At 61.0% G+C, this 24,199-nt stretch carries 29 protein-coding genes; 11 read left to right on the top strand and 18 right to left on the bottom strand.

Annotation, left to right across the window (positions count from 1 at the left end; genetic code table 11):
* Positions 1 to 3: 3 nt before the first annotated feature.
* Complete coding sequence (locus tag FFI94_RS25830) at positions 4 to 831, bottom strand: acyl-CoA thioesterase II (protein WP_138870316.1); 828 nt, start codon at positions 829 to 831, stop codon at positions 4 to 6.
* Between the two features lie 55 nt (positions 832 to 886).
* Entirely contained in the window at positions 887 to 1,543 is a 657-nt protein-coding gene (locus tag FFI94_RS25825) for a TetR/AcrR family transcriptional regulator (protein WP_230590427.1), read from the bottom strand.
* 176 nt (positions 1,544 to 1,719) lie between these two features.
* Here FFI94_RS25825 and FFI94_RS25820 point away from each other — a divergent pair, with 176 nt between their 5' ends.
* The 3 genes from FFI94_RS25820 to FFI94_RS25810 are packed head-to-tail and all read left to right on the top strand — an operon-like array spanning position 1,720 to position 4,670.
* The gene (locus FFI94_RS25820; protein WP_138870314.1) at positions 1,720 to 2,718 is read left to right on the top strand and encodes an acyl-CoA dehydrogenase family protein; all 999 of its coding nucleotides are present in this window, start codon (positions 1,720 to 1,722) and stop codon (positions 2,716 to 2,718) included.
* Positions 2,702 to 3,877 (top strand): acyl-CoA dehydrogenase family protein, encoded by a 1,176-nt coding sequence (locus FFI94_RS25815; RefSeq protein ID WP_138870313.1) that lies wholly within the window; start codon positions 2,702 to 2,704, stop codon positions 3,875 to 3,877. The genes FFI94_RS25820 and FFI94_RS25815 overlap by 17 nt, the downstream gene beginning before the upstream one ends.
* 10 nt (positions 3,878 to 3,887) lie before the next feature.
* Entirely contained in the window at positions 3,888 to 4,670 is a 783-nt protein-coding gene (locus tag FFI94_RS25810) for an enoyl-CoA hydratase (RefSeq protein ID WP_033236979.1), read from the top strand.
* Positions 4,671 to 4,730: 60 nt separating this feature from the next.
* Here the strand turns inward: FFI94_RS25810 and FFI94_RS25805 are convergent, their stop codons facing one another.
* Complete coding sequence (locus FFI94_RS25805) at positions 4,731 to 5,324, bottom strand: nuclear transport factor 2 family protein (RefSeq protein ID WP_138870312.1); 594 nt, start codon at positions 5,322 to 5,324, stop codon at positions 4,731 to 4,733.
* 199 nt (positions 5,325 to 5,523) lie between these two features.
* Here FFI94_RS25805 and FFI94_RS25800 point away from each other — a divergent pair, with 199 nt between their 5' ends.
* From FFI94_RS25800 to FFI94_RS25790, 3 genes are read left to right on the top strand one after another with little or no spacing between them, the layout of a single operon-like run.
* Complete coding sequence (locus FFI94_RS25800; protein WP_138870311.1) at positions 5,524 to 6,450, top strand: TIGR03564 family F420-dependent LLM class oxidoreductase; 927 nt, start codon at positions 5,524 to 5,526, stop codon at positions 6,448 to 6,450.
* Between the two features lie 30 nt (positions 6,451 to 6,480).
* Positions 6,481 to 7,098 carry a PaaI family thioesterase gene (locus FFI94_RS25795; protein WP_185993321.1) on the top strand — a complete coding sequence of 206 codons (618 nt, stop codon included), beginning with the start codon at positions 6,481 to 6,483 and terminating at the stop codon, positions 7,096 to 7,098.
* Positions 7,076 to 7,639, top strand: coding sequence for a PaaI family thioesterase (locus FFI94_RS25790; protein ID WP_138870309.1), 564 nt, complete (start codon positions 7,076 to 7,078; stop codon positions 7,637 to 7,639). The genes FFI94_RS25795 and FFI94_RS25790 overlap by 23 nt, the downstream gene beginning before the upstream one ends.
* 13 nt (positions 7,640 to 7,652) lie before the next feature.
* Here FFI94_RS25790 and FFI94_RS25785 read toward each other — a convergent pair whose 3' ends face one another.
* The 15 genes from FFI94_RS25785 to FFI94_RS25715 all read right to left on the bottom strand — a co-directional run bounded on the left by FFI94_RS25785 (position 7,653) and on the right by FFI94_RS25715 (position 19,566).
* On the bottom strand, positions 7,653 to 8,450 hold the full coding sequence (locus FFI94_RS25785; protein WP_185993320.1) for an acyl-CoA dehydrogenase family protein: 798 nt from the start codon (positions 8,448 to 8,450) through the stop codon (positions 7,653 to 7,655).
* The gene (locus FFI94_RS25780) at positions 8,447 to 9,541 is read right to left on the bottom strand and encodes an acyl-CoA dehydrogenase family protein (protein ID WP_138870307.1); all 1,095 of its coding nucleotides are present in this window, start codon (positions 9,539 to 9,541) and stop codon (positions 8,447 to 8,449) included. Before FFI94_RS25780 ends, FFI94_RS25785 begins: the two co-directional genes overlap by 4 nt.
* Positions 9,538 to 9,957, bottom strand: a complete 420-nt coding sequence (locus FFI94_RS25775) for a nuclear transport factor 2 family protein (protein WP_045064773.1) — start codon at positions 9,955 to 9,957, stop codon at positions 9,538 to 9,540. The genes FFI94_RS25780 and FFI94_RS25775 overlap by 4 nt, the downstream gene beginning before the upstream one ends.
* Positions 9,944 to 11,155, bottom strand: a complete 1,212-nt coding sequence (locus tag FFI94_RS25770; protein WP_138870306.1) for an amidohydrolase family protein — start codon at positions 11,153 to 11,155, stop codon at positions 9,944 to 9,946. Before FFI94_RS25770 ends, FFI94_RS25775 begins: the two co-directional genes overlap by 14 nt.
* 38 nt (positions 11,156 to 11,193) lie before the next feature.
* The gene (locus tag FFI94_RS25765) at positions 11,194 to 11,517 is read right to left on the bottom strand and encodes a hypothetical protein (RefSeq protein WP_138870300.1); all 324 of its coding nucleotides are present in this window, start codon (positions 11,515 to 11,517) and stop codon (positions 11,194 to 11,196) included.
* Complete coding sequence (locus tag FFI94_RS25760; protein WP_033237420.1) at positions 11,501 to 12,766, bottom strand: aromatic ring-hydroxylating dioxygenase subunit alpha; 1,266 nt, start codon at positions 12,764 to 12,766, stop codon at positions 11,501 to 11,503. Before FFI94_RS25760 ends, FFI94_RS25765 begins: the two co-directional genes overlap by 17 nt.
* Positions 12,767 to 12,769: 3 nt before the next feature.
* A complete protein-coding gene (locus FFI94_RS25755; protein ID WP_138870305.1) occupies positions 12,770 to 13,306 on the bottom strand; it encodes a carboxymuconolactone decarboxylase family protein in 537 nt (178 codons plus the stop codon).
* Between the two features lie 217 nt (positions 13,307 to 13,523).
* Entirely contained in the window at positions 13,524 to 13,835 is a 312-nt protein-coding gene (locus tag FFI94_RS25750; protein WP_138870304.1) for a DUF1330 domain-containing protein, read from the bottom strand.
* Positions 13,836 to 13,876: 41 nt separating this feature from the next.
* Complete coding sequence (locus tag FFI94_RS25745; protein ID WP_092803479.1) at positions 13,877 to 14,065, bottom strand: ferredoxin; 189 nt, start codon at positions 14,063 to 14,065, stop codon at positions 13,877 to 13,879.
* On the bottom strand, positions 14,062 to 15,357 hold the full coding sequence (locus FFI94_RS25740) for a cytochrome P450 (protein ID WP_138870303.1): 1,296 nt from the start codon (positions 15,355 to 15,357) through the stop codon (positions 14,062 to 14,064). Before FFI94_RS25740 ends, FFI94_RS25745 begins: the two co-directional genes overlap by 4 nt.
* Before the next feature lie 102 nt (positions 15,358 to 15,459).
* Positions 15,460 to 15,801: a hypothetical protein gene (locus FFI94_RS25735; protein ID WP_138870302.1), complete on the bottom strand. Its 342-nt coding sequence runs from the start codon at positions 15,799 to 15,801 to the stop codon at positions 15,460 to 15,462.
* A complete protein-coding gene (locus tag FFI94_RS25730) occupies positions 15,798 to 17,063 on the bottom strand; it encodes an aromatic ring-hydroxylating dioxygenase subunit alpha (RefSeq protein ID WP_138870301.1) in 1,266 nt (421 codons plus the stop codon). Before FFI94_RS25730 ends, FFI94_RS25735 begins: the two co-directional genes overlap by 4 nt.
* A gap of 287 nt (positions 17,064 to 17,350) precedes the next feature.
* Positions 17,351 to 17,674: a hypothetical protein gene (locus tag FFI94_RS25725; RefSeq protein WP_138870300.1), complete on the bottom strand. Its 324-nt coding sequence runs from the start codon at positions 17,672 to 17,674 to the stop codon at positions 17,351 to 17,353.
* On the bottom strand, positions 17,658 to 18,923 hold the full coding sequence (locus FFI94_RS25720) for an aromatic ring-hydroxylating dioxygenase subunit alpha (protein WP_033237420.1): 1,266 nt from the start codon (positions 18,921 to 18,923) through the stop codon (positions 17,658 to 17,660). The genes FFI94_RS25725 and FFI94_RS25720 overlap by 17 nt, the downstream gene beginning before the upstream one ends.
* A gap of 175 nt (positions 18,924 to 19,098) precedes the next feature.
* Positions 19,099 to 19,566 (bottom strand): pyridoxamine 5'-phosphate oxidase family protein, encoded by a 468-nt coding sequence (locus FFI94_RS25715; RefSeq protein WP_138870299.1) that lies wholly within the window; start codon positions 19,564 to 19,566, stop codon positions 19,099 to 19,101.
* A 191-nt stretch (positions 19,567 to 19,757) separates the two neighbouring features.
* Here FFI94_RS25715 and FFI94_RS25710 point away from each other — a divergent pair, with 191 nt between their 5' ends.
* The 5 genes from FFI94_RS25710 to FFI94_RS25690 all read left to right on the top strand — a co-directional run bounded on the left by FFI94_RS25710 (position 19,758) and on the right by FFI94_RS25690 (position 24,175).
* On the top strand, positions 19,758 to 20,072 hold the full coding sequence (locus FFI94_RS25710) for a hypothetical protein (protein WP_138870298.1): 315 nt from the start codon (positions 19,758 to 19,760) through the stop codon (positions 20,070 to 20,072).
* A 107-nt stretch (positions 20,073 to 20,179) separates the two neighbouring features.
* Positions 20,180 to 21,346 (top strand): acyl-CoA dehydrogenase family protein, encoded by a 1,167-nt coding sequence (locus FFI94_RS25705; protein WP_033231878.1) that lies wholly within the window; start codon positions 20,180 to 20,182, stop codon positions 21,344 to 21,346.
* Positions 21,346 to 22,113 (top strand): SDR family NAD(P)-dependent oxidoreductase, encoded by a 768-nt coding sequence (locus FFI94_RS25700; protein WP_033231789.1) that lies wholly within the window; start codon positions 21,346 to 21,348, stop codon positions 22,111 to 22,113. The genes FFI94_RS25705 and FFI94_RS25700 overlap by 1 nt, the downstream gene beginning before the upstream one ends.
* The gene (locus FFI94_RS25695; protein WP_138870297.1) at positions 22,113 to 23,354 is read left to right on the top strand and encodes a CaiB/BaiF CoA-transferase family protein; all 1,242 of its coding nucleotides are present in this window, start codon (positions 22,113 to 22,115) and stop codon (positions 23,352 to 23,354) included. The genes FFI94_RS25700 and FFI94_RS25695 overlap by 1 nt, the downstream gene beginning before the upstream one ends.
* Positions 23,354 to 24,175 carry an enoyl-CoA hydratase/isomerase family protein gene (locus tag FFI94_RS25690; protein ID WP_138870296.1) on the top strand — a complete coding sequence of 274 codons (822 nt, stop codon included), beginning with the start codon at positions 23,354 to 23,356 and terminating at the stop codon, positions 24,173 to 24,175. The genes FFI94_RS25695 and FFI94_RS25690 overlap by 1 nt, the downstream gene beginning before the upstream one ends.
* Positions 24,176 to 24,199: the final 24 nt, after the last annotated feature.

Raw genomic sequence — 24,199 nt, 5'->3', positions numbered from 1 at the left:
TTGTCACGGTAGGCGAAGTAAAGCTTCCTGCGCGTACGAGGCAACGAGGTTGCCGTCCTCGGAAAACACGTCGCCGCGGCCGAAGCAACGGCCGTGAGCTGTGACGGGGCTGTGCTGGCGCAGTAGTAGCCACGAGTCGGTCGTGAAGGGTCGGTGGAACCACAGGTTGTGTGAGGTGACTGCGGAGGTGAAGGTGGTTCCGTTGCCGAGTTGGCTCAAGCCGTCGACGGGGCGCAGGGCCGTGCCGATCAGCGTGAGGTCGGTGGCGTAGGTAGCGAGGGCGGGCGCAAGATTCTTGCCCACTTGTGGTGTGCGCATCCACATCTCGAAATCGGGTGCACCGATGTCGGTGGAGTTGAGGTCGACGTCGGTGCGTATTTCCCACGGGATCAGGTCGACGTCGGTCCGGAACTCTTCGCCGAGTAGCGGCGCAATGATGTTCTCGGACTGCCGATCCGGGCCGTCCTCGGGAGCGTGCATCGAGATCAGCGATGTAGCGATGACGCCTTTGGATTGGCGCGCCACGATGGTCAGTGTGGCGAAGGAACGGCCTTCGTGCTGACGCGTCACTTCGTAGCGGACGGTCTCGTCGGCGCTACCTTCCCGGGCAAACAGGGAGTGAAGGGACTTGATGCTTTTGTTCGGGCAGGTCAGTTCGGCCGCGCGGACGAACTGACCGAGAATCTGCCCGCCGAAGAGTCGGTGGTACGTCAAATGCAAGTTAGGGCCCTCGAAAACGAGGGTGGTCGCATTCTTGTTGGTATCAGTTCGTCCGGTCGTCTGCGGTTGCAGGTCGAGGCAGGCGAGGAGGTCGTTCCATAACTCGGACATTGGCCGAGTGTATATAAAATTTCCTCAATTGAGAATGAAGTTCTCAATCCTGTTTTCAGCCCTTGTGTGCGAACCCCTGAGAACAGAAGGCCCAGACCTCATCGGAAGAAATGGGATGCACGGTCGCGTCGTCCGGAGCGCCGCTGGACTGCGCAATGAACATCACCGTCTGCATGGTCATGGCGGCAATTCGGCGGGGGTTGACGCCCTCGCGCAACTGGCCTGCTTCGCTCACCTTTTCCATCAACTCGACAAAAAATGCGAGAAGTGAGGAGTGCGCAACCTTGACCTCGGCCGGATGTGACAGAAGCAATTGTGGGGCGAAATCGGTGAACAGCGGTCGCTGCGCCGCCGGGTCGGGACGGCAGAACTCGAATAGAAGCTCGACGGCGATCTTGAGTTGGTCCATCGGTTCGGACGTTCCGGCCGTCGCTGCGCGGATCTGTTCGGCGCTGCGACTCAGAGCGTCTTCGAACAATGCCAACAGTAGTTCGTGCTTACCGTCGAATTGGAGGTAGAAGCTACGTAAGGACAGTTTCGACCGGTCGACCACCTCTTGGACGGTGAAGTCGGTGGTGCCTTTTTCGGTGATGATCGACTGTGCCGCATCGAGGAATCGCTGCACGCGTTGCTCTGCGCGAAGCTTTGCGGTCTTGATGGAACGCTCGACCGACCGTTGCTTCCAGGCCGGCTCTTCGCTGGGCGTGGTCACCACTGCACCAGCCCCCTTCCGATTGTCAAAAACATGTTTGCACTGTACCGGAGATGTAAGCGCCACAGTGGAATGACCAAGTGTTATTTACATTTTAGAGACTCTTACTTTCGCTAATCGAGAATGGTATTCTCAATCGATAATGCACCGCAGCTCCGACAGGGAGGCAGTTCGGGATGCTCTTCGAGTTCGACTCCGATCAGCGACTATGGCAAAACACCGTGCGCGAAGTGACGGCGAAGGAATGCCCGTCCGCGCTGATCCGGGACGTCGTCGACAACGACGCCAACCCCGTACAAATTTGGAAAACTTACGTTTCACTCGGTTGGACCGAGTTGACCGATCCTGATACCGCAGTTGAATTGGCAATCGTGCTGGAAGAGTTGGGCCGAGCGACCGACCCCACTCCCTACCTGGCGACAATGACACACTTTGCCCCACTTTCGAGCGAGTCGATCGATCCTGAGCAGCCGGGAACGGCAATATTCGAGGGCATCAGCGCCAGCCGCGACGGAGATGGGTGGCGGCTGAACGGCACGGCGCACCGCGTACTCGACGGTGATCGCGCCGAGAAGTTGGCCGTTGTCACATCGGCAGGAGTCTTTGTAGTTCCGGCCGCGGACGTCACCACGACGCGCAGTCCGATTTTCGATCCGGTGCTTCACGTTGCGGAAGTGTCGTTCGACGGTGTCCGGGTCGGCGTCGACCAGCGCAGTAGCGCAGATCCGGCACGCGCAATGGACCTCGCGCTCACCGGAATGGCGCTCACGACGGTCGGAGCGTGTCAGCGCATCCTCGACTTGGCGCTTGACCATGTGCGTAACCGGAAGCAGTTCGGCTCCCTCATCGGATCGTTCCAGGCTGTTCAGCACAAGGCTGCCGACATGCACATTGCCATCGAGCGCGCCCGCGCTCTCGCGTATTACGCGGCGCTGACGATTGCCGAGAACGACCCGAGACGACGGTTAGCCGCGTCCATGGCCAAGGCTGCAGCAGGGGAGTGCCAATCTCTGGTGTTCCGCAACGGAATGCAGCTGTTCGGAGCGATGAGCTTTACCTGGGAAAACGACCTACAGTTTGCGCTCAAGCGTGCCAAAGCCGGTGAGCTACTGCTCGGCGGTGCGGCACAGCATCGGGCGCTGATCGCCGAGGAGTACCGTGCAACTCAACTTTGACGCCGATGTCGAGGAATTCCGGGCCGAGTTCCGCGCTTTCCTGGACGAGAATCTTCCGAGCGAGGCGCAGGCCGCGGAGCGCGCCGGATCCAGCGCGGATATTCCGCAGTGGGCTCGCGCCTGGCAGCGCCTGCAGTTCGACAACGGTTGGCTGTTGCCGGGCAACCCGCCGGAATTCGGTGGGCGGGGCGCCGGGATCCTCGAGCAGTACGTGCATTTGGAGGAACTGTCGAAGCGGCGGATCTACCACAGCTTCAACCCACAAGGGCTGGGCATCATTGCCGCGTCGTTGCTCTCGTTCGGAACCGAGGAGCAGAAAAAGCAGTGGGCCGCACCGATATTGCGTGCCGAGATCACCGCTGCGCTCGGCATGAGCGAGCCAGGCGCAGGTTCGGATCTGGCTTCGCTGCGCACCCGAGCCGACCGCGACGGTGACCATTTTGTGGTCAACGGCCAGAAGGTCTGGACATCCGGCGCGCATGACGCCGACGTGATCCTGACTTTCGTCCGCACCGATCCCGACGCTCCGAAACATCAGGGCATCAGCGTGCTGATGATCCCCACCGACTCGCCCGGCTTGGTTCGCCGGCCCTTTGCATCCATCTGCGCAGACGATGATCTCGACTTCAACGAAGTGTTCTTCACCGATGTGAAAGTTCCGGCAGAAAACCTGATCGGTGAACTGAACAAGGGGTGGTCGGTGGCAACCGGTTCGCTCGGACATGAGCGAAACCTGTTGTGGCTCAGCTTTGCCGATCGCCTGCAAGATCTGATCGCGGACTTCCATCCGGCGACGGACATCGACCGGGATCACTACGCGACGCTCGTGATGGACCATCAGGCGCTGCGTCTGCTCGGTTCGGCGGCGTTGGCGCGCGCTGCTCGCGGCGAGCAGGACGTGGCCGCCCTGTCGATACTGAAACTGCTCGGTTCCGAAGCGGTACAACGCTCTTCGGAAGAGGCCCTGATCGCTGCCGGGCCTGAAGGATTGGTTCATCCGGCTTTGACATCGGCGTACAACCCGATGGACAACGAGGCCTTCAGTTCGAGTTGGTTCGAACGCTATGCACGAAGCTTCGCCGGCACGATCGCCGGTGGAACCTCCGAAATCCAGCGCACTATTGTCGCCGAGCGAGTGCTCGGCCTTCCCCGAAGCTGAGGAGCCTGACATGTACATTCTCTACGAGGTGGCCGACAAGATTGCGACCATCACCCTCAACCGTCCCGAAGTTGCGAACGTCCAGAACATGCAGTTGCTCGACGAACTCGACGCAGCCTGGACCCGTGCGGCCGAGGACGACGATGTCGCGGTGATCGTGGTTCGTGCTGAGGGCAAGCACTTTTCGGCCGGTCACGACCTCAATGATCGTTGGCCATCGCCCAAGGAGATCACCTTGGAATGGATCTACCGCGCCGAAAGCCGTAGATACCTGGAATACACGTTGCGCTGGCGCAACACTCCCAAGCCGTCGATCGCGGCTGTTCAGGGCCGCATCATCGCGGGTGGGTTGATGCTGTGCTGGCCGTGCGACCTGATCATTGCGTCCGAGGACGCCTTGTTCTCCGATCCGGTTGCGCTCATGGGAATCGGCGGCGTCGAATACCACGGTCACACCTGGGAACTCGGCGCCCGTAAGGCAAAGGAAATCCTCTTCACCGGTCGTCCGGTGACGGCCGAAGAGGCTGAGAAGACCGGCATGGTCAACAAGGTGGTGCCGCGCGATCAGCTCGACGCCGAGGCACGCGCCATGGCCTTGCAGATCGCCGAGATGCCGTCCTTCGGCCTCCGTCAGGCCAAGCGCGCAGTCAACCAGACACTCGACGTGCAGGGCTTCTACGCTGCCGTTCAGTCGGTGTTCGACATCCACCAGACCGGTCACGGTAACGCTCTGAGCGTTTCGGGCTACCCGATCCTGGTGAAGCTGGACGAGATGAAGGAAAAGATCAAGTAGGGCCTTCTGCCCTGTGCGCCTTTCTGGTAGTTCGAGCTACCGGAAAGGCGCACAGGGTCATTACCACCTTGCGGGCGCCGGCTTCTCCAACGTCAACGGACGTTCGTACGACAAATCCTCGCGGTCGCGGGTGCCGACGAGGTAGCCCTTCTCGGTGAAGAAGGGTGATTGCAGCACCCGTGCGTCGGCGACGAACATTGCCTCGACGGTTGATCGCCGAACTGCAATGCGCCACTGCCCCTCTCGCCGTTCCAGGCGATCGAGATAGCGTCCGCTGATGAATTGCGCGCTCTTGCCGTCACTGCCGACGAGGACAACGATGACGTAGCTTTCGGCATGTGCGGCCTCGCCGTCGATGTCGCACGAGTGCGTGGTGATGTTGTGCGTGTGTACCTTCGAGGTTTCGGCGTGGGCAGTGTTCGCCCAATCGCCGTATTCGGGGCCCGTATTGGTTGCGAACCCATGTTCGTCGACGCCGTTGTCGTGGTACGCGGCGGTGATGAGATCGATGTCGTGACGATCGCATCCGCGGGCGTGCCGACTGATGCAGTCCAGAATCGCGGTGCGATCCATGAGATAGCGGACATCTTTCTGCAGCGTCTCGAATTGCTGGTTCTCGAACTGCTGGGTCTCGGGGGAGTTGTCGAGGGTCATCCTCTGCTCATTTCAGCTGATGTGATGTCGGCAGGGAAGTCTGCCGCGATAGACGTATTGGACTATACAGTTGTATAGTCCAATCGTGGCGTGATTCAACCGGCGGACATCTTTCTCCGTCGAGGCCAACCCAATTCTCTGGCAGCATGATTCGCGCCAGAAGGCGGCCAGGATCAGCCACTCCAACCTTGGAGGAATCATGCGAATCGGATTGACCGGCGGCGCTTCGTCCACCGACAAAATCGTCCAGCAAGCGCAACGAGCAGAGGCAGACGGTTTTACCTCACTCTGGTATGCCAGCACAGTCGCCGGTGATCCGCTGACCGCCCTTGCGGTAGCGGGGCGGGCCACGACGTCGATCGAGCTCGGAACTGCTGTTCTGCAGACCTATCCGTGCCATCCGCTGCTGCAGGCGAATCGCGTTGCAGCCGTATCAGAGGCCATGGGACGCAAGGGATTCACATTGGGACTCGGGCCTTCGCACGAATCGCTGGTCCGGGACGTGTACGGCTTGTCCTACGATCGCCCGGGGCGCAATACCGAAGAATATGTACAGATCGTCACCGCACTGCTTCGCGGTGAAGACGTCGACTTCCGCGGCGCGGACTGGTCGACGCGCAGTGCCGGCCGGATGGCCAAGGTCGTCCACGACGTGCCGGTGCTGCTCTCCGCCATGTCGCCCCGCATGTTGCGGGTGGCGGGGCAATACGCCGCCGGAACGGTGCTATGGATGGCGTCGGGCAAGGTGATCGATTCCCACATTGCTCCCGCGTTACATGCTGCTGCGGAATCTGCGGGTCGCCCAACGCCTCGAATTGTTGCCGGGCTGCCGGTGGCAGTTCACGACGATGCCGACGAAGCTCGTGCCGCTGTTGCGGCAAACGCCACCGCGTATGCCGGAATGCCGAACTACCAAAGGGTTCTCGATGCCGGCGGCGCAAGCAGCCCGGCGGATGTGGCGATTGTCGGCAACGCTCGATCGGTACGCGCTCAGTTGCAGTCTCTGGTGGATGCCGGCGCCACAGATATCTGGGCTGCCGTATTCCCCGTCGGCGCGGACCGGAAGGAATCCGTTCGCCGCACCACCGATCTTCTCGCTGAAATGGCAACCCCTGTAACACCGTAACTGTCTGAGAGGAAACGGATGAGGTGCGACGTGGACACAGTGGCACCGCAGGAGTCGGATCAGGTTGCCCGAGCTGCTGCGTCCGTGCGACGGCTGACGGCGGCTGTAGCGACCGCCCGCTCCGACATGCCGGGACTCTCCGCCGTGGCTTCTCGGATCAGGGCTCTTGCCGATGATCTCGAGGCTCGCTCCTGCTCTGCCGCCGAGCGGGTGTATCAGATGAACACTATCGGCAGAATCATCCGATACAGTCCGGTTGTCGGCTCCGCCAATGTGCTTGCCGCGCCGCTGCACTTGCGTCACATCGGCGATGGTAATGAGGGAACTGTCAATTTCTCGGCCGCGTATCAGAGCTCACTCGGAGTAGTGCATGAGGGCTTTGCTGCTATGGTCCTCGACGTTGCCCTGGCGGAGGCGAACATGGCAGCAGGTGTCCCCGCCATGACAGCAGGGTTGACGCTTCGCTACCATCACCCGATGCCGGTGGGCCGCGACCTGACGGTGCGAGCCTGGCACGTCTATGTCGACGGCCGAAAGTCGTGGTGCCGTGGGGAAATCTGGTGGGAACACGACCTGTGCGTGAGTGCAGAGGGTCTGTTCATCATTCCACGTGAAAGAGGACCTCGTGGCCAAGATCGACAGGGCTGAAGGTATTACCCCGTCGCTGATCGACGACACGGCGGACGGGCTGCGACGATTGACTGATCTTCTCCTGCGTGTGGACGAGAACGAGCCGGCCGTGGTCGCGATAGCCGACGAACTGGACCGCATCGAGGAGGCGCTCGAGAGAAACACTGGACCAGCGGAGTTCCATGACCCTGTGTGTGGGAGAGGCAATGCCCTCGCGCCGCCTCTGAAGATGGAGAGATTGCCGGACGGCAGTGTCAGGGCGACCGGTTCGCTTGGCCTGCCCTACCAGGGGCCGCAAGGACTTGTGCACGGTGGGATGTCGGCGCTGATGCTCGATCACGTACTCGCCCTGGCACACCCGGAGGAACGCACCCAGATCGAGGAACTGGTGGTGCGCTACCACCAGCCTCTTCCGCTCTTCGAAGACATTGTGATCACCGGTTGTCAGATGAGGAATACGGACGAGAAGCCCCGCGCTCACGGTGAGATCACCGTGGACGGGCGCCTGGCGGTGTCGGCGGAGGCGCTCTTTCGTGACGCGCCTCCGCCGACGACCTGACTTGTGTGTCAGCTCAGCTCAGTTGCGTCAGACGCGGAGCACATCCGTGAGTGCGGATGATTGCCCCCGCCTCACGGGTCAGTTCCCGTGCACTGCCGAGTAATCCGTCGAGAAGCATGGCTCGGCGGACGTGACGGTGAAGGTCGTGCTCGGCAGTGAAACCGATCCCTCCGAGTACTTGCTGGCAGTGGCGGGCTGTTGTCAGTGCAGCTTTGCCGGCCGCGGCCTTCGCGAGAAGTGAGCCGAGGTCGTCGGTCGCGGTATTCAGCGTTGCTTCCGCGCCCTCGATGGCGACCAGCGTCTCGGCAAGCCGATGGCGAACAGCCTGGAACGATGCCACCGGCTTACCGAACTGCATGCGGTTCAAGGCATGGGTGCGGGCGAGGTCGAGCATTGCGCGACTGGTACCCACCAACCACCATCCGAGTGCCCGGCGACCTGCCGCGAGCGGGACGGTATCACCGGCCTCTACGACGCGGAGCGGAACATCGGTGTCCAACGTTGTTCCGGGTCCCTCGCTCCGCTCCCACCGGACCCAGCGCCCACCGGAGTACGGCAGCGCGACGGTACCGCCGGCGGGCAGACTGAGTGCGGTATCGGCTAAGACCACATCGTTGATCAGTGGTGCATGGGCGCCGGTCTCGCCGAGGAGCCGAAATACCAGGGGCACTGCTGTATCGGGCATTTCGGTGAGCATCTCGATCCAGCCGAGTTCGGTCATGGCCGCATCGAGTTCGGTGCCGGACACACTGAGCATCGTCTTGTGCAGCGTTTCGGTGAGCAGATTCAGCTCGTCGTCGTGCATGCTCATTCCTTCCCCAGATCCAGCAGTCGCCGCGCGATGATGTTGCGCTGAATTTCAGCCGTACCGCCGTAGATGGTGGCTGCACGCGAGTACAGGAACTCCGACCGCCATGGCGTCTCGTCGAGTTCGATGGTGCCGGGCAACAAGTCGCGCACGGTATCGAACAACTGCTGCTCGGAGGTCGCCAGCAGCACCTTGTCGATCGACGTCTCCGGGCCGATCTTTGCGCCCTCCGCCAACCGGGTCTGCGTTGCAAGGGACCGGGCTCGCACGGTGTGCAGTGCCAGGTAGGCGGCACCGAGTTCGGCGTCATCTGTTGCGTTTGTGTCGGATTCGGCGATCAACTGATCCAGACGCGAGAACAGGTAGGCAATCCGATGCCAGAAGCACGTAGAACGCTCATGGGGCAGCAGATCCATCGCCACTCGCCAACCGTCGCCCGGCTTGCCGAGCATTCGGTCCGCCGGAACGACGACGTCGTCGAAGTAGACCTCGGCAAACTCGTCGACTCCGTGCATGGTGCGCAGCGGCCGGACGGTGATGCCCGGGGTGTCCATGTCCACGAAGAACGCGGTAATTCCGTCGTGCCCCGGCCCGGTACGGGTGAGCAGGACACACCGCGCCGAGTACTGAGCCAAGGACGTCCAGACCTTCTGGCCGTTGACAACCCAGTTGTCCCCGTCTTGAACTGCCCGGGTGCTCAGCGACGCAAGGTCGCTACCCGAACCGGGTTCGGAGAAGCCCTGGCACCATTGCTCACGTCCACTGAGTAGGTGCGGAACCATCTCCGCTGCCAACTCCGGGCGAGCATACGAAATCATTGTGGGAGCAAGGACTTCGATCATCGAGTAGATGCCGGGTTCGGCGAGGCCGCGGGTCGCAACTTCCTCGCCGAGCACCGCACGCAGGACGGCGGGCCCGCCGAGTCCGCCGACCTCCTCCGGCCAGCCGTACCGCATCCAACCTGCGTCGAACAGTGCAGCTCGTACACGGGCGAGCTGTTCTACCTGGCCGTCGAGCGAATGATCGGTTCCGGGGGACAGATCGTTTTCGGTCAGCCAGGTCGCAACGGCCGACCGAAATTCGGGGACGTTCATGCCCCCGGACGATCAAAGGCGTGAGGAATACCCGAATCGTGATCGCCGTTGCGGCGCAGGAACGTCATCGCCCGCGTCTGCAGTCGCCACCCGTCCTCGGTGCGAAGGTACGTGTCACTGTAGTAGCCGATCCGCATGTCGTGTGTTGCATGATCGACGAAACACAGCGTCTGGCTTCCGGTTGCCGTGTCGGCACCGGTGAATTCGACGACCGGCGTCCCCGTCATGAACAGCCCCTGGGGAGCGGCCGCAACCAGTGCGGGAAACTCGTCGAGCGGGTACTTGTCGCCGAAAGCGCTGTACGTGCCGTCCGGAGTGAACACTGCGACAACACCGTCGACATCGCCCTTGGTCATGTTGACCGCATAGCGAGCGAGAAGTTGCGAGATCTCCATGATCTCGTCAGTTGTTGACATAAATCTTTCCACCCTTCATGACGAAGCCGACGCGCTGTGTAACCGTGATGTCCTCCAACGGATCTCCGGGTACCGCGATGATGTCGGCCAGTAGACCTTCGGCCAGACGGCCACGGTCGGTGACGTTGATGAGATCTGCCGCGACGGTGGTGGCCGCACGCAACACCGAGATGTTGCTCATGCCGCGAGAGACGAGCGCAACCAGTTCGTCGGCATTCTTTCCGTGCGGGATCGCCGGCGCATCGGTGCCTACGGCGATCTTCACACCGGCGTCGTATGCGGCCTTGACCGAAAGGCGTGCGCGCGGGAACATTTCGGCCGCCTTGGCCTGGAGCTCCGGTGCGGCCTTGGAAGTATCCATGGCATCGGCCAGGCGTGTGGTCGGCACCAGGAAGGTGCCATGCTCGACCATCATCGCGATGGCCTCGTCGTCGACGAGAAAGCCGTGCTCGATGCAGTCGATGCCGGCTTCGATTGCCGCCTTCACAGCTTCCGCGCCGTGCGTGTGCGACGCGACACGCAGACCGCGTCGGTGCGCCTCGTCCACGATCGCGCGCAGTTCCTCGTTGGAATAGTGTTGCGCACCAGGTAGTCCGGTGTGCGACATGACTCCACCCGAAACGCAGACCTTGATCAGCTGAGCGCCGTGCTTGATCTGGTAGCGAACAGCCTTACGGCACTCGTCGACACCGTTGGCGATGCCCTCTTCGATAGTCAGGTCCAACACGCCCGGCGCGAACGCCGCGAACATCGTCGGATCCAGGTGGCCGCCTGTGGGAGTGATCGCGTGGCCGGCCGGGATGATCCGAGGTCCGTCGACCCAGCCTGCGTCGATTGCCTTGCCGAGAGCCACGTCGAGCAGGTAGCCCCCGGTCTTCACGAACAGTCCCAGGTTGCGAACAGTGGTGAAACCTGCGCGCAGAGTGCGGCGCGAGTTACCCACGGCACGCAGCATGCGGAGCGGGGGATCATCCTGAACCGTTGAGTAGACCGGCTTTTCGCCGCGCCCACCCATCAAGAGGTTGACCTCCATGTCCATGAGGCCGGGAAGAAGAATCTGGTCGCCGAGATCGACGATTTCTCCTTCGGGTGTTCCGCCTATTCCGACGATCTTGCCTTCGTCGACCTTGATGACGGCCGGCCGGACGATCTCGCCGCTGTCGACGTCGAGCATTCCCGCTGCTTTGAGTGTGATCATGTTCAGTCCCTTGAAGATCAGACGATCGGAAGATCGGGTCAGACGACGGGTTCGACGGTGACGGCTACGTAGGCGGCGCCGCTGTCGGGGACGCGGGGTTGTTTCCAGACTTCGATGGGGAAGGTGACCATGACGAAGGATTGCATGAGGTGTACGAGTGCTCGTGCGTCGTCGGGTAGGTCGTCGAGGGGGAATTTGTCGCAGTAGGTGATGGCGTCTTCGAGTCGGTTGAAGGCGGCGTCGTAGAACTCTTGCATTTCGGGCATGGTGGAGGCGAGGCGTTTTGCGTAGCGTTCGCCTTCGGTGGGGAGGATCCAGTCGGCGAAGCGTTCGAGGTCGGCGAAGTCAGTTGGTAGTGGCATCGCGGTGCTCCTTGACGTGTGTTCGTGCGGTGTGGTGGAGGTGGCGGATGAGGAGTTCTTGGTCGCAGAGGGGGAATTCGGTGACGGTGCGGGTGGCCATCATTGTTTGTGAGGCTTCGAGGGTGTTCGCGTCTTGGAGTGCGTATTCCTTGAAGGTGACTGCGGCGAGTTCGTGGGCGAGTCGTTCGCGGGTGTTCTTGGGGGGTACGAAGTAGAGGCTGGCTTCGAAGATGTGTTTGTCGACTGCGGTGGGCCAGTAGTGGTAGGTGAGGTACCAGCCTGGTGCCCAGATGAGGAGCATGAAGTTGGGGAAGATGGTGAAGCTGTCTTCGCCCCAGGCTGCGTGGCGGGCGGGGTTGAGTGTGGGGGGTAGGGGGTCGAGGCCTTCGATGTCGGGGCGGTCCCAGGGGCCGAAGAGGCCGCTGCGGAGTGCGCGTTCGATGGGCTTGACCATGTTGAGGTCTTTCGGCGGTGCCATTCCACCCCATGAGGAGATGAGGGAGTGGGGTCCGTCGAGTTCGTAGTGGAGTGCTTCGAAGCCGGTGGCGGCGAGTTTGTCTGCTTCGGCCTTGGTTGCCTGCTTCTGGTGCAGGATGGGGGCGTGGTAGAACTCGGCGAATGCGTCGATGAAGAGTTTCCAGTTGCTGCCGATTTCGGCGCGGTAGCTGTAGACCTCGGTCATTTCGTGGAAGGGGTAGCCTTCGACGCCCTTGAGCATGGGGCCGAGGTATTCCTCGAGGCTTTGCTGGGGGTTGAGGTTGACGAAGATGAAGCCTTGCCAGGTTTCGCAGGTGACTTCGACGAGTCCGTAGTCCTGCTTGTCGACGTCGAAGAATTCGCCTTCTTGTTGGATGAAGGAGAGTTTGCCGTCGAGGTCGTAGCGCCAGGCGTGGTATTTGCAGGTGAATTGGCGGCAGGTGCCTGAGGTTTCGTCGCCGGGGATTTCGTTCCATACCAGCTTGTTTCCGCGGTGTCGGCAGACGTTGTGGAATGCGCGGATGGTTCCGTCGGCGCCTTTGACGATGATGAGGGAGGTGTTGACGGCGGCGAGTTCTTTGGTGAAGTAGCTGCCGGTGCGGGGGACTCGTTCGACGCGTCCGACGTTGAGCCAGGTGCGTTTGAAGATTGCTTCGCGTTCGGCTTCGTAGTGTTCGGGGTCGATGGAGTCGGTGTAGTCGACGGGTGCGGTGCCGAGGTGGGGATACTGTTCGGTCCAGCTTCCCGCGGCCGGTTTGGCGAAGTGTGGCACGGTCTACTCGCTTTCGTGGTCTGGCTCGATGCCAAATGAGTTGAAGGCCATGGCCATCAGGCCATAGCAGCCGACGGTGAAGACAAAATCCATCAGTTGTCGTTTGTCGAAATACTCGCTGAGTGCAGCCCAGGTCTCGTCGGAGACGATCGAATCGACTTCGAGTTCTTCGACGGCGCGCAGTACTGTGATGTCGGGTTCGACGAGGGCTTCGCCGCGTATGGCCGATTCGACCTCGGCCAGCGTCAAGCCTGCTTCTTCCTGGGCGATGATGATGTGATGGGTCTTCTCGTAAGCGCAGTTTCGGCGCGTTGCAACCCTCAGGATCGCCAGTTCGCGCAGGCGGGGCGGAAGGCTGTTGCGGTACAGCATTCGCGTGCTGAAGATGAGGAAGTCCCTGGTCAACTCGGGGTGATTCACCAAGGTGGACAGGGCCGGTCCGGCACCTTCCGGGTTCTGCCGCTCACGGGGAAGCATTCCGCGCAACGACAAGCGAACCTGGTCGTCCCAATCTGCTTCGGGTAACGGAGATAGCCGCATCAGACGTTCGTTTCCTTTGCTGTCATCGAAAGCTGCAATATTTTCGATCTCATCTTTGAGAATCACATTCTCTTTAACTGAGCGCAATATTTCCACAGTCCTCACTCGTCGTCAACGTTGGCCGGGTTCGGTCGGTCTACACACAAAAAACACGCGGTGTTCGACAAACGAACACCGCGTGAGATTCAGGGTCTGCTCGACCCGTTAGAGGCCGACATCACCCACGGCGACTCGGCATCTCGAATCCTGACAGGATCACGGCGTTGGTCTCGGCAGCATTCTCGCGCAGCACCTTTGCCTCCTGGTACTCGTCGGACTCGTACCAAGTGCGAGCCGCCTCGACCGATGCGAACTCGAGTACAACGGTCCGGTCGCCGTGCCAATCGCCCTCGAGTACGCGAGGCGTCGTCTCGACCGACAGAACTGTGGCGCCGCCCTTTGCCAGTGAGGGCGCAGACGCCCGGCCATAGGCATTCATGCCGGCTTCGTCCTTGACGGCTTCGGTCAAGATGACATATCCCTTGGGCATTGCGTACTCCTGGTAGACGTGATTGATGGTTGAAAGTGATCTCAGGTCAAGGTGATTGCGCGCTCAGGGCAGTTCGAGACAGCGTCGCGAACTGCACCTTCCGAGCCTGCCGGAACCTCGTCGGCAATCGCCTCGGCGTAACCGTCGTCGGTGAGAGTGAAGACCTCAGGGGCGATGGTGAGGCAGACGCCGTGTCCCTTGCACCCGTCCGGGTCGACCGAAACCTTCATCGGCCTTCCCCCTCGGCGAGCGTGTACTCGAGATTCAGGTTGGTGAGACCGCGGAGGATGAACGTCGGAACATACTGGAAATTACGGTTATCCGCAGTTCCGTGAACGCTTTCCGAAATTCTGATGTCCGTGGTTCGGTCCAGAAGGCGCTCGAGGCAAATCCGGGCTTCCGTACGTGCGAGTGGAGCACCGGGGCAGCTGTGAATGCCGCGGCCGAAGGCGATGTGTGTCCGGGAATTGGGTCGATCGATGTCGAACGTCGCAGCATCCGGGAACTGACGCGGATCGCGATTGGCGGCGCCGTTGACCAACATTACCGTGGTACCCGCCGGGATATCCACTCCGCCAATGGTTGTGGGAACTCGAGAGAGCCTGAAATCGCCCTTGATCGGGCTTTCGATCCGCAGTGTCTCTTCGATGAAGTTGGGAATGCGGTCGCGTTCCCTGCGTAGAAGTGCTTGGAGCTCCGGCTCTTCGGCAAGAATCTTCAGTGCGGAGCTGAGCAGGCGGACCGTGGTTTCCTGGCCGGCCGAGAAGAGATTGGCAGCAACATGTACGACGTCTGCGACATCGGGGGTCGAGCCGTCCGGGAACGTCGCTGTGGCCAAACCGGTCATGACGTCGTCACGTGGTTCGCGGCGACGGTCCTCGACGTAGGCGGTGAACTGTGCGTACAGGAACTCCATCGGGGTGTGTGCCATCGTGTCGTCGCCGGTGCTTCCGACGCCGCCGCCGCCACCGCCGTGCGGTTGTCCGAGATTGCGAACAAAATTGTTCCGATCGTCCTCGGGAACACCGAGCAGATCGGCGATGGCCAACAACGCATACGGCAGCGCGAACTCGCTGATGAATTCACCTTCGCCGCCCTCGAGTGCCTTGTCCAGCAACCGATCTGCGAGGGTCCACATCCAGTCCTCGTTCTCCTTGAGGCGCTTGGGAGTGATCAATCGCATGAGCAGCGCGCGGTGGTCGGTGTGTACCGGGGGATCGAGTGTCGGTAGCTGATCGTTCATCGGGAGCTTGTGGCGGTGCAGTTCGATCAATTCCGAGACGTCGTCGCCTTCGAGCGGTACCGGGAAACCCGGAAACGGACCGGTAACCGACGTGCACGACGAGAATGTCACGCTGTCCTGCAGTACCTCCACGGCTTCCTCGTACCCGGTCACCATGACTACATTGTGGTGCGGTTCGCGCTTGACGGGGCATTCGCCGCGCATCGCCTCGAAGTACGGATACGGGTCCACGACAAGATCGTCGTCCTTGAAGAAGTTCTTGGTCTCGAAGTCGGTCATGGCTACACCGTTTCCCGCGACATTGCTCGCGCGTATGTCTCGATTCTTGAGGTGAGGGGCTGCTCACCTGAGTCAGTGGGTCATTTCGAACAGTGGGAATTTTCAGAAGGATGGTTCGGTGAGACGGTGCAGGATGGCGTCGCCGCCGTCCACCACCTTGGGCTGATGCCAGATTTCGACGCACATCGCGACCATGATGACGGAGTGCACCAGGCGGAGCAGATTGCGCGCGTCCTCGGGGAGGTCGTCGAGCGGAAACTTGTCGCAGTAGGCAAGTGCGTCTTGAAGTACGGGGAATCCGGCGTCGTAGAACGCCTGCATCGTTGCCATGCTGCTTGCCATCCGCATATTCCAGCGTTCTGCCTCCGTCTCGAGACACCACGCGGCGGCAAAACTCTCGAGTTCCGAGAATTCGTCAGGCAGAAGAGGATTGATTGTCGTCATACGTTCACCCCGGAACCTTGGTAGCTCGCGACCCAGTCGGCAATGGATTTGTGGAAATGTCGGACGAGAAGTTCCTGGTCGTTGAGCGGGAAGTCGCTCGAGCTGCCCAGTGCATCGAGACCCTGCTGAGTTCCGACGAGGGTACCCGCATCCTGCAGAGCGAACTCCTTGAACATGACAACGGCGCATTCCTGCGCAGCGCGGTCACTGGCGGTTTTGGCCGGTGGGAAGAAGAGTGTGCCCTCGAACCGGTGCGTGTTGTGTGACGTAGGCCAGTAGCGGTAGACGAGATACCACCCGCTGGCCCAGATCAAGATTTCCAGGTTGGGGAAGATCTGAAAATTGTCGGCCGCCCACGCCTTGATGCGTCCAGGATTGGTTCCGGACATCTCGCCTCCGAGATCGGGCTCGTTCCACGGTCCGAACAATCCGCTGCGCGTTTCCATTTCGATCGGGTACTGGAAATTGGCCGGCCACAGGCGACGCGGAACGCTGGACGTCGACACCATTCGATGGGGTCCGTCGAGTTGATAGTGCGGAGCCTCGAAACCCTTCATCATCTGGGGTCTGGCGTCGGGAGTCGCTTCCTGGGTATGCAGCGACGGGACGTGGTAGTACTCCTGGAATGCGTCCAGGAAAACCTTCCAGTTGCAGTCGATGTCGGCGCTGAAATCGTAGCGCTCGGGCATCTCCTCGAACGGATATCCCGCCAGATCTGTGATCATCGAGCCGAGGAACTCGGTGAGAGTAGTGGGCGGTTCCTTTGCGAGATTGACGAAGATGAACCCTGCCCAGACGTCGCAGTGCACCGGGACCAGTCCGTAATCGGCCTTGTCCAAGTCGAAGAACTCGCCCTCCTGCTGCACGAACGTCAGCGACCCGTCGAGTGAGTAGCGCCACGCGTGGTACTTGCAGGTGAAGGCGCGGCAGGAACCACTGGTCTCCGCGCTGGGAATCTCGTTCCACACCAACTTGTTTCCGCGGTGACGGCAGATGTTGTGGAAGGCGCGAACCTGTCCCTCCAGATCGCGCACGATGATGAGTGAGGTATTGGCGACCTCGATTTCCTTGGTGAAATAGCGACCGTTGTCGGTGACGTCCTCGACGCGACCGACGTTGAGCCACGCCTGCTTGAAAACGGCCTCGCGTTCGGCTTCGTAGAACTCGGGCGAGATGCAGTCCTGGTAGGACACCGGCCCGGTTCCGACATCCGGATAGTGCTGGGTCCAGCTTCCTTCGGCGGGTTTGGGAAAGAGTGCCATCGCATAGGTCCTTCGATTGTGGCGGCGATCCCGATGCTTCCCAGTGTGCCGTCAATTGTCAAGAATTGCGTTCTGTTGCAAGAGTATTCGTATCCTATGCAGTGGCGATAAAATTGTGTCCGTAATTGTGCATTGTGGTGCAACATATTTCGAGATCCCGGGTTGTGCTGGCGAAAATGAAAAGACCGCAACGCCCGGCATGCGTGAAGATATGCATGCCGGACGCTACGGTCTGTACAGTTTTGCTTGCTTCCCAACTACTTTCGCCGGAGTCCGGGTCTAGGTACTCAGACGACGGGTTCGACGGTGACGGCTACGTAGGCGGCGCCGCTGTCGGGGACGCGGGGTTGTTTCCAGACTTCGATGGGGAAGGTGACCATGACGAAGGATTGCATGAGGTGTACGAGTGCTCGTGCGTCGTCGGGGAGGTCGTCGAGGGGGAATTTGTCGCAGTAGGTGATGGCGTCTTCGAGTCGGTTGAAGGCGGCGTCGTAGAACTCTTGCATTTCGGGCATGGTGGAGGCGAGGCGTTTTGCGTAGCGTTCGCCTTCGGTGGGGAGGATCCAGTCGGCGAAGCGTTCGAGGTCGGCGAAGTCAGTTGGTAGTGGCATCGCGGTGCTCCTTGACGTGTGTTCGTGCGGTGTGGTGGAGGTGGCGGATGAGGAGTTCTTGGTCGCAGAGGGGGAATTCGGTGACGGTGCGGGTGGCCATCATTGTTTGTGAGGCTTCGAGGGTGTTCGCGTCTTGGAGTGCGTATTCCTTGAAGGTGACTGCGGCGAGTTCGTGGGCGAGTCGTTCGCGGGTGTTCTTGGGGGGTACGAAGTAGAGGCTGGCTTCGAAGATGTGTTTGTCGACTGCGGTGGGCCAGTAGTGGTAGGTGAGGTACCAGCCTGGTGCCCAGATGAGGAGCATGAAGTTGGGGAAGATGGTGAAGCTGTCTTCGCCCCAGGCTGCGTGGCGGGCGGGGTTGAGTGTGGGGGGTAGGGGGTCGAGGCCTTCGATGTCGGGGCGGTCCCAGGGGCCGAAGAGGCCGCTGCGGAGTGCGCGTTCGATGGGCTTGACCATGTTGAGGTCTTTCGGCGGTGCCATTCCACCCCATGAGGAGATGAGGGAGTGGGGTCCGTCGAGTTCGTAGTGGAGTGCTTCGAAGCCGGTGGCGGCGAGTTTGTCTGCTTCGGCCTTGGTTGCCTGCTTCTGGTGCAGGATGGGGGCGTGGTAGAACTCGGCGAATGCGTCGATGAAGAGTTTCCAGTTGCTGCCGATTTCGGCGCGGTAGCTGTAGACCTCGGTCATTTCGTGGAAGGGGTAGCCTTCGACGCCCTTGAGCATGGGGCCGAGGTATTCCTCGAGGCTTTGCTGGGGGTTGAGGTTGACGAAGATGAAGCCTTGCCAGGTTTCGCAGGTGACTTCGACGAGTCCGTAGTCCTGCTTGTCGACGTCGAAGAATTCGCCTTCTTGTTGGATGAAGGAGAGTTTGCCGTCGAGGTCGTAGCGCCAGGCGTGGTATTTGCAGGTGAATTGGCGGCAGGTGCCTGAGGTTTCGTCGCCGGGGATTTCGTTCCATACCAGCTTGTTTCCGCGGTGTCGGCAGACGTTGTGGAATGCGCGGATGGTTCCGTCGGCGCCTTTGACGATGATGAGGGAGGTGTTGACGGCGGCGAGTTCTTTGGTGAAGTAGCTGCCGGTGCGGGGGACTCGTTCGACGCGTCCGACGTTGAGCCAGGTGCGTTTGAAGATTGCTTCGCGTTCGGCTTCGTAGTGTTCGGGGTCGATGGAGTCGGTGTAGTCGACGGGTGCGGTGCCGAGGTGGGGATACTGTTCGGTCCAGCTTCCCGCGGCCGGTTTGGCGAAGTGTGGCACGGTCTACCTCTCGTTCTCATGTTCGTGTTCCGCCGCGATGCCGAAGCGTGAATTGGCTGTGCGCTGCGGCTGGTTCGGCTGGTACAGATTTCTGAAGGATGCACTCTCTCTAATGAGAATGTGATTCTCAACAACGAAATTCAGACTGCCATATACGAATGTCAGTAGTCAACCGCTATCGCCGGAGTTTGGAGAAATCCCAGCTCACGATGTTCTCGGGAACGAGTTGGAGCCAGCCGTGCCGGCCGTCGTAACTGAAGTTCCCGCCGTCGCCTATGTACTTGTCGGCAAACAGGCGCTCGGGGGTGGTCAATGTGTCGTCCGGTTCCCCGCGGCGAGGTATTTCACCTACCTGGCGAGCCTTTCCTTCCAGCTCAACGCCGCGTAAGCCGAGGAAGTCCGTATCTCCCTCGTCGACGATGACACTTACCCGGGGATCGAGTTCGAGATCGGTCCACCGTCTGCTTCGGGTGAGGGAATTGAGCCAGAGAGAAGTTCCGTCCCAGACGAACCACAGGGCACTGACGTGCGGCCTTCCGCTCTGGCCGACTGTTGCCACTCGGCAGATCGGCTGTGTGGAGAGGAATGTATTGCGTTCCTCCTCCGTCATGGCGATGGCGGTTCCACGACGCTGTCCTGACATTTTTCCTCCTGCGAATAGTCAAAGAGAGCTTGATTCTCTAGTATGGAGAATATAATTTCCTAGGAAGTCGTCAATTTGGACGATCCACCGACGAGTACCTGTCGGCTCGGCCTGATTTCTTCGCGTCGACACCAGGCGCCCACAGGTTCGGCCCTGCTCGGCGATCGACCTATCGAAAAGGGAGGTTCACCATGACCGCACCAATACCTTTGCGGCCGGGAGGCCAGCTCGCCAGTTCCGTGTGCACTACGCGGGTGATCGTCGTCCGCGCACCTGCAACCGGAAACCCTGTAATCGCCTGTGGGGGCAGCCCAATGGTTCCCGCTGCGCCGGGGAAGGCGGCCGCCTCGACAGTCGCCGATGCTGTCACGCTCATCGGGAAACGCTATGTAGACGCCAATCAGAGCCTCGAAGTGCTGTGCACGTCGTCCGGCGTGGGTGAACTGAGCTGCGACGGCGTTGCCATGACCCTCAAGGCTGCCAACGCGCTCCCCGCCTCCGATTGAACACGTAAACAGCAACGAAAGTCGGTGCGGGGAGTTCGGGCAACCGGGCGCCGCACCGACGAGCCTTCAGGTGATGCACAGCAGAGGAGTCGATTGTGTCCGGCGGTATGAATTTCGAACTGACCGAGGATCAGGAATTGATCCGCAAGTCGGTCGCTGAATTGGTGAAGAAGTTCGACGATCAGTACTGGATGGAGAAGGACCGGGCGCACGAGTTCCCCGTCGAGTTCTACAACGCCATCGCCGAGGGCGGTTGGCTGGGAATGACCATCCCCGAGGAATACGGCGGTCATGGGCTCGGAATCACCGAAGCCACAATACTTCTCGAAGAGGTGGCCAGGTCCGGCGGCGGCATGAACGCCGCGAGCTCGATTCACCTGTCCATCTTCGGCATGCACCCGGTGGTCGTCCACGGATCCGATGAACTCAAAGCAAGAACATTGCCGCGTATCGCGTCAGGTGACCTGCACGTCTGCTTCGGAGTGACGGAACCCGGCGCCGGTTTGGACACATCTCGAATCTCGACCTTCGCCAAGCGCGACGGAGACCACTACGTGGTCAACGGACGTAAGGTGTGGATCTCGAAAGCACTTGAATCCGAGAAGATTCTGCTGCTGACGCGCACCGAGCGTTATGACGACGTCAAGAAGAAGACCGACGGAATGACGTTGTTCCTGACCGATCTGGACCGCAGTTGTGTCGACATCCGGCCGATCGCGAAGATGGGCCGAAACGCCGTCACGTCCAACGAGTTGTTCATCGACAATCTGCGGATTCCCGTCGAAGACAGGGTTGGCGAGGAAGGTAAGGGGTTCTCGTACCTCCTGGACGGCTTGAATCCGGAACGCATGCTCATCGCATCCGAGGCACTCGGCATCGGCCGGGTGGCACTCGAGAAGGCAGTGAAGTACGCCAACGAGCGTGAGGTATTCGGTCGGCCGATCGGCATGAATCAGGGCATTCAGTTTCCGCTTGCGGACGCGCTTGCACATCTTGATGCCGCAGAACTGGTGCTGCGCAAGGCAACCTGGTTGTACGACCAGGGAAATCAGTGCGGTCGCGAAGCCAACACGGCCAAATATCTGTGTGCCGAGGCTGGTTTTGCCGCTGCGGACCGAGCACTGCAAACTCACGGTGGGATGGGCTATTCCGAGGAATACCACGTCGCCCGCTACTTCCGTGAGGCCCGACTGATGCGGATTGCACCCATCAGCCAGGAAATGATTTTGAACTATCTGGGATCACATACTTTGGGAATGCCGAGGAGCTACTGATGACCGCAACCAATCCGATGTTCGACTTGACGGGACGATCAGCACTGGTCACCGGCGCGGCCGGCGGTATCGGCTCCGCCGTTGCGCGGGCGTTTGCGACGGCGGGAGCGACCGTGCTGGTCACCGACGTCGACGGCGACGCGGCAGCTGCTGTTGCAGAACGTATTACGGCGGCCGGCGGCAAGGCGGACAGTTTTGCCCTCGACGTCAGGGACCGTGCCGCCGCCGACGCTGCAGTGGCGCGTGCCGCCGGTTTCACCGAGGGAAAGCTGCACATCCTGGTAAACAATGCCGGAGTGACCGCGCCCGCGATGTTCAAGGATCTGGCGCAGGATTCGTTCCAGCGGATGCTCGACATCCACCTGCTCGGCGCATTCCATTGTTCGCAGGCAGCTTTGCCGTTCCTGGCTACCGACGGGACGGGGCGAATCATCAACGTGACGTCCTCGGCCGGAATCACCGGAACGCTCGGTCAGGTGAACTACTCGGCCGCGAAGGCCGGGATCATCGGCCTGACCAAGTCGTTGGCTCGGGAACTGGCGCGCAAGAACATCCTGGTCAACGCACTCGCTCCCCTGGCTGCAACGCCGATGACCGAGACCATCCGCACCGACGAGAAGTTCGCTGCCAACATGATGACGCGAATCCCTTTGCGCCGCTGGGCCGAGCCCGAGGAAATCGCGGGTGCCTTTGTGTTCCTGGCATCGAATGCCTCGTCCTTCGTCACCGGGCAGGTGCTGCCGGTGGATGGTGGCATGGTGATGTGATGTCGGATTCGGAGCCTGCCGCGGGCTCCTCTGCTACATCAGGGGGGCCGCTCGCGGGAATTACCGTGGTGACGTTGGAGCAAGCCGTGTCTGCTCCGATGTGTACGCGTACGTTGGCGGATTTCGGTGCCCGCGTCATCAAGGTCGAGAATCCGCAGGGAGGCGATTTTGCGCGAGACTACGACGACGTCGTGAATGGTCTTGCCGCACATTTTGTCTGGGCCAATCGCGGTAAGGAATCGGTCACGCTGAACTTGAAATCCGAGGCCGGGATCGAAACCATGCACAGGCTGTTGGACAAGGCTCACGTGTTGGTGTCGAACTTGGCGCCCGGTGCGATGGCACGACTTCGTCTGTCGGCGAGTGATCTGGCCGAACGGCATCCGGATCTGATCACGGTGGAAATCGACGGCTACGGCGCCGGCGGTCCGCTGTCGCACAAGCGGGCGTACGACCTTCTCGTCCAGGCAGAGTCCGGTGCTTGTGCCGTGACCGGACGCCCGGGTGAGCCGGCAAAACCCGGACCGCCCGTCGCCGATATCTCCTCGGGACTGTATGCGGCGCTGTCGATCCTGGCGCTATTGTGCGGTAAGGGGCGTGGAAACGGAGGCGAACTGTCGTCGGTGTCGGTGAGTCTGTTCGACACCATGACGGAGTTGATGGGCTACCCGCTCACGTACACGAAGTACTCGGGGATCGATCAGCAACCGTTGGGGATGAGTTCGCCTGCCGTATCGCCGTACGGTTCGTACGGGACCCGAGACGGGCAGACGGTTGTTCTCGGCACGACAAACGACCGTGAATGGCAGCGACTTGCCCGCGAGATACTGGAGCGTCCCGACCTGGCGGACGACACACGGTTTGCCGGCAACTCCGGGAGGGTCCGTCATCGGGACATTCTCGATGAGGCCATCGAATCGTGGTGTGGTCAACACGATCTCGAGCACATTCAGAAGACTGCCGACGCGGCCGGAATCGGAAACTCTCGCTACAACCTCCCCAGCGAAGTGCTCGAGCACCCACAACTGAGTGCTCGTGACCGCTGGCGGCAGGTCGACACATCTGCCGGTCCGATCGAGGCACTGCTGCCGCCGCCGATCATCGCCGGCTTCGATCCGCCGATGGGGGCGGTACCGGGACTCGGTCAGCACACGGATCGTGTGCTCGCGGACTTCGGTTTCACCGGAGACGACATCGCCGCGTTGCGCGGCGGCGGCGCGATCGGACCGGCGTACTTCTGATGGCGCACGAGAAAAACACATCGGTGGCGCCCGGCCCCGTCCTGCTGAGCGACGACCGCGACGGTGTTCGGACACTGACGCTCAACCGTCCGCACCGTAAGAATGCGATCAACCCGGAACTATGGGCAGCGCTGCGTGATTCGCTGGTGTCCCTCGAGACCAACCGCGACGTCCGGGCGTTGGTCATCGAGGGGGCAGGCGGTGCGTTCTGTTCGGGCGCGGATCTGTCGGAAATCGCCGATATCCACCCCATGCACAAGTTGCGCGTCCTCACCGATGTTGCCCTGCTGCTCCACGAACTGCCGATACCGACCGTCGCCAAGGTGTCCGGGGTGGCCGTCGGTGCAGGGTGGAATCTGGCGCTCGGGTGCGACCTGGTGGTGGCCACGCCCGAATCGACGTTTTCGCAGATCTTCTCCAAGCGTGGGTTGTCATTGGACCTCGGCGGATCATGGCTGCTGCCGAAACTTGTCGGTCTGCAACAGGCCAAACGCCTTGTATTGCTCGCCGAGACCATCGGCGCCGCGGAAGCCGAGGCTCTCGGTTTGGTGACCTGGGTTGTGCCGCAATCGGAGATCGACGGATATGCGCGCGAGCTGGCACAGCGTTTGGCGTCAGGACCACCTATCGCACTGGCGCAGAGTAAATCGTTGTTGAACGAAGGCGCCGACCGCACGATGCGGGATGCGCTCGCCAACGAGGCACGCGCGCAGGCAATGAATTTCGGTACCTCCGACGCACCGGAGGCGTACGCCGCGTTCGCGGAGAAACGTGAACCTCGATTTGCCGGCCGCTGGGCCGTGCCGCGAATCGGTAGTTGAACAGAATCAGTTCGGAGAGTGGAG

Source organism: Rhodococcus sp. KBS0724 (assembly GCF_005938745.2).
Taxonomy (GTDB): Bacteria; Actinomycetota; Actinomycetes; order Mycobacteriales; family Mycobacteriaceae; genus Rhodococcus_F.
Note: the sequence above shows the minus strand (reverse complement) of the source record. Positions and strands in the feature narration are given on the sequence as shown.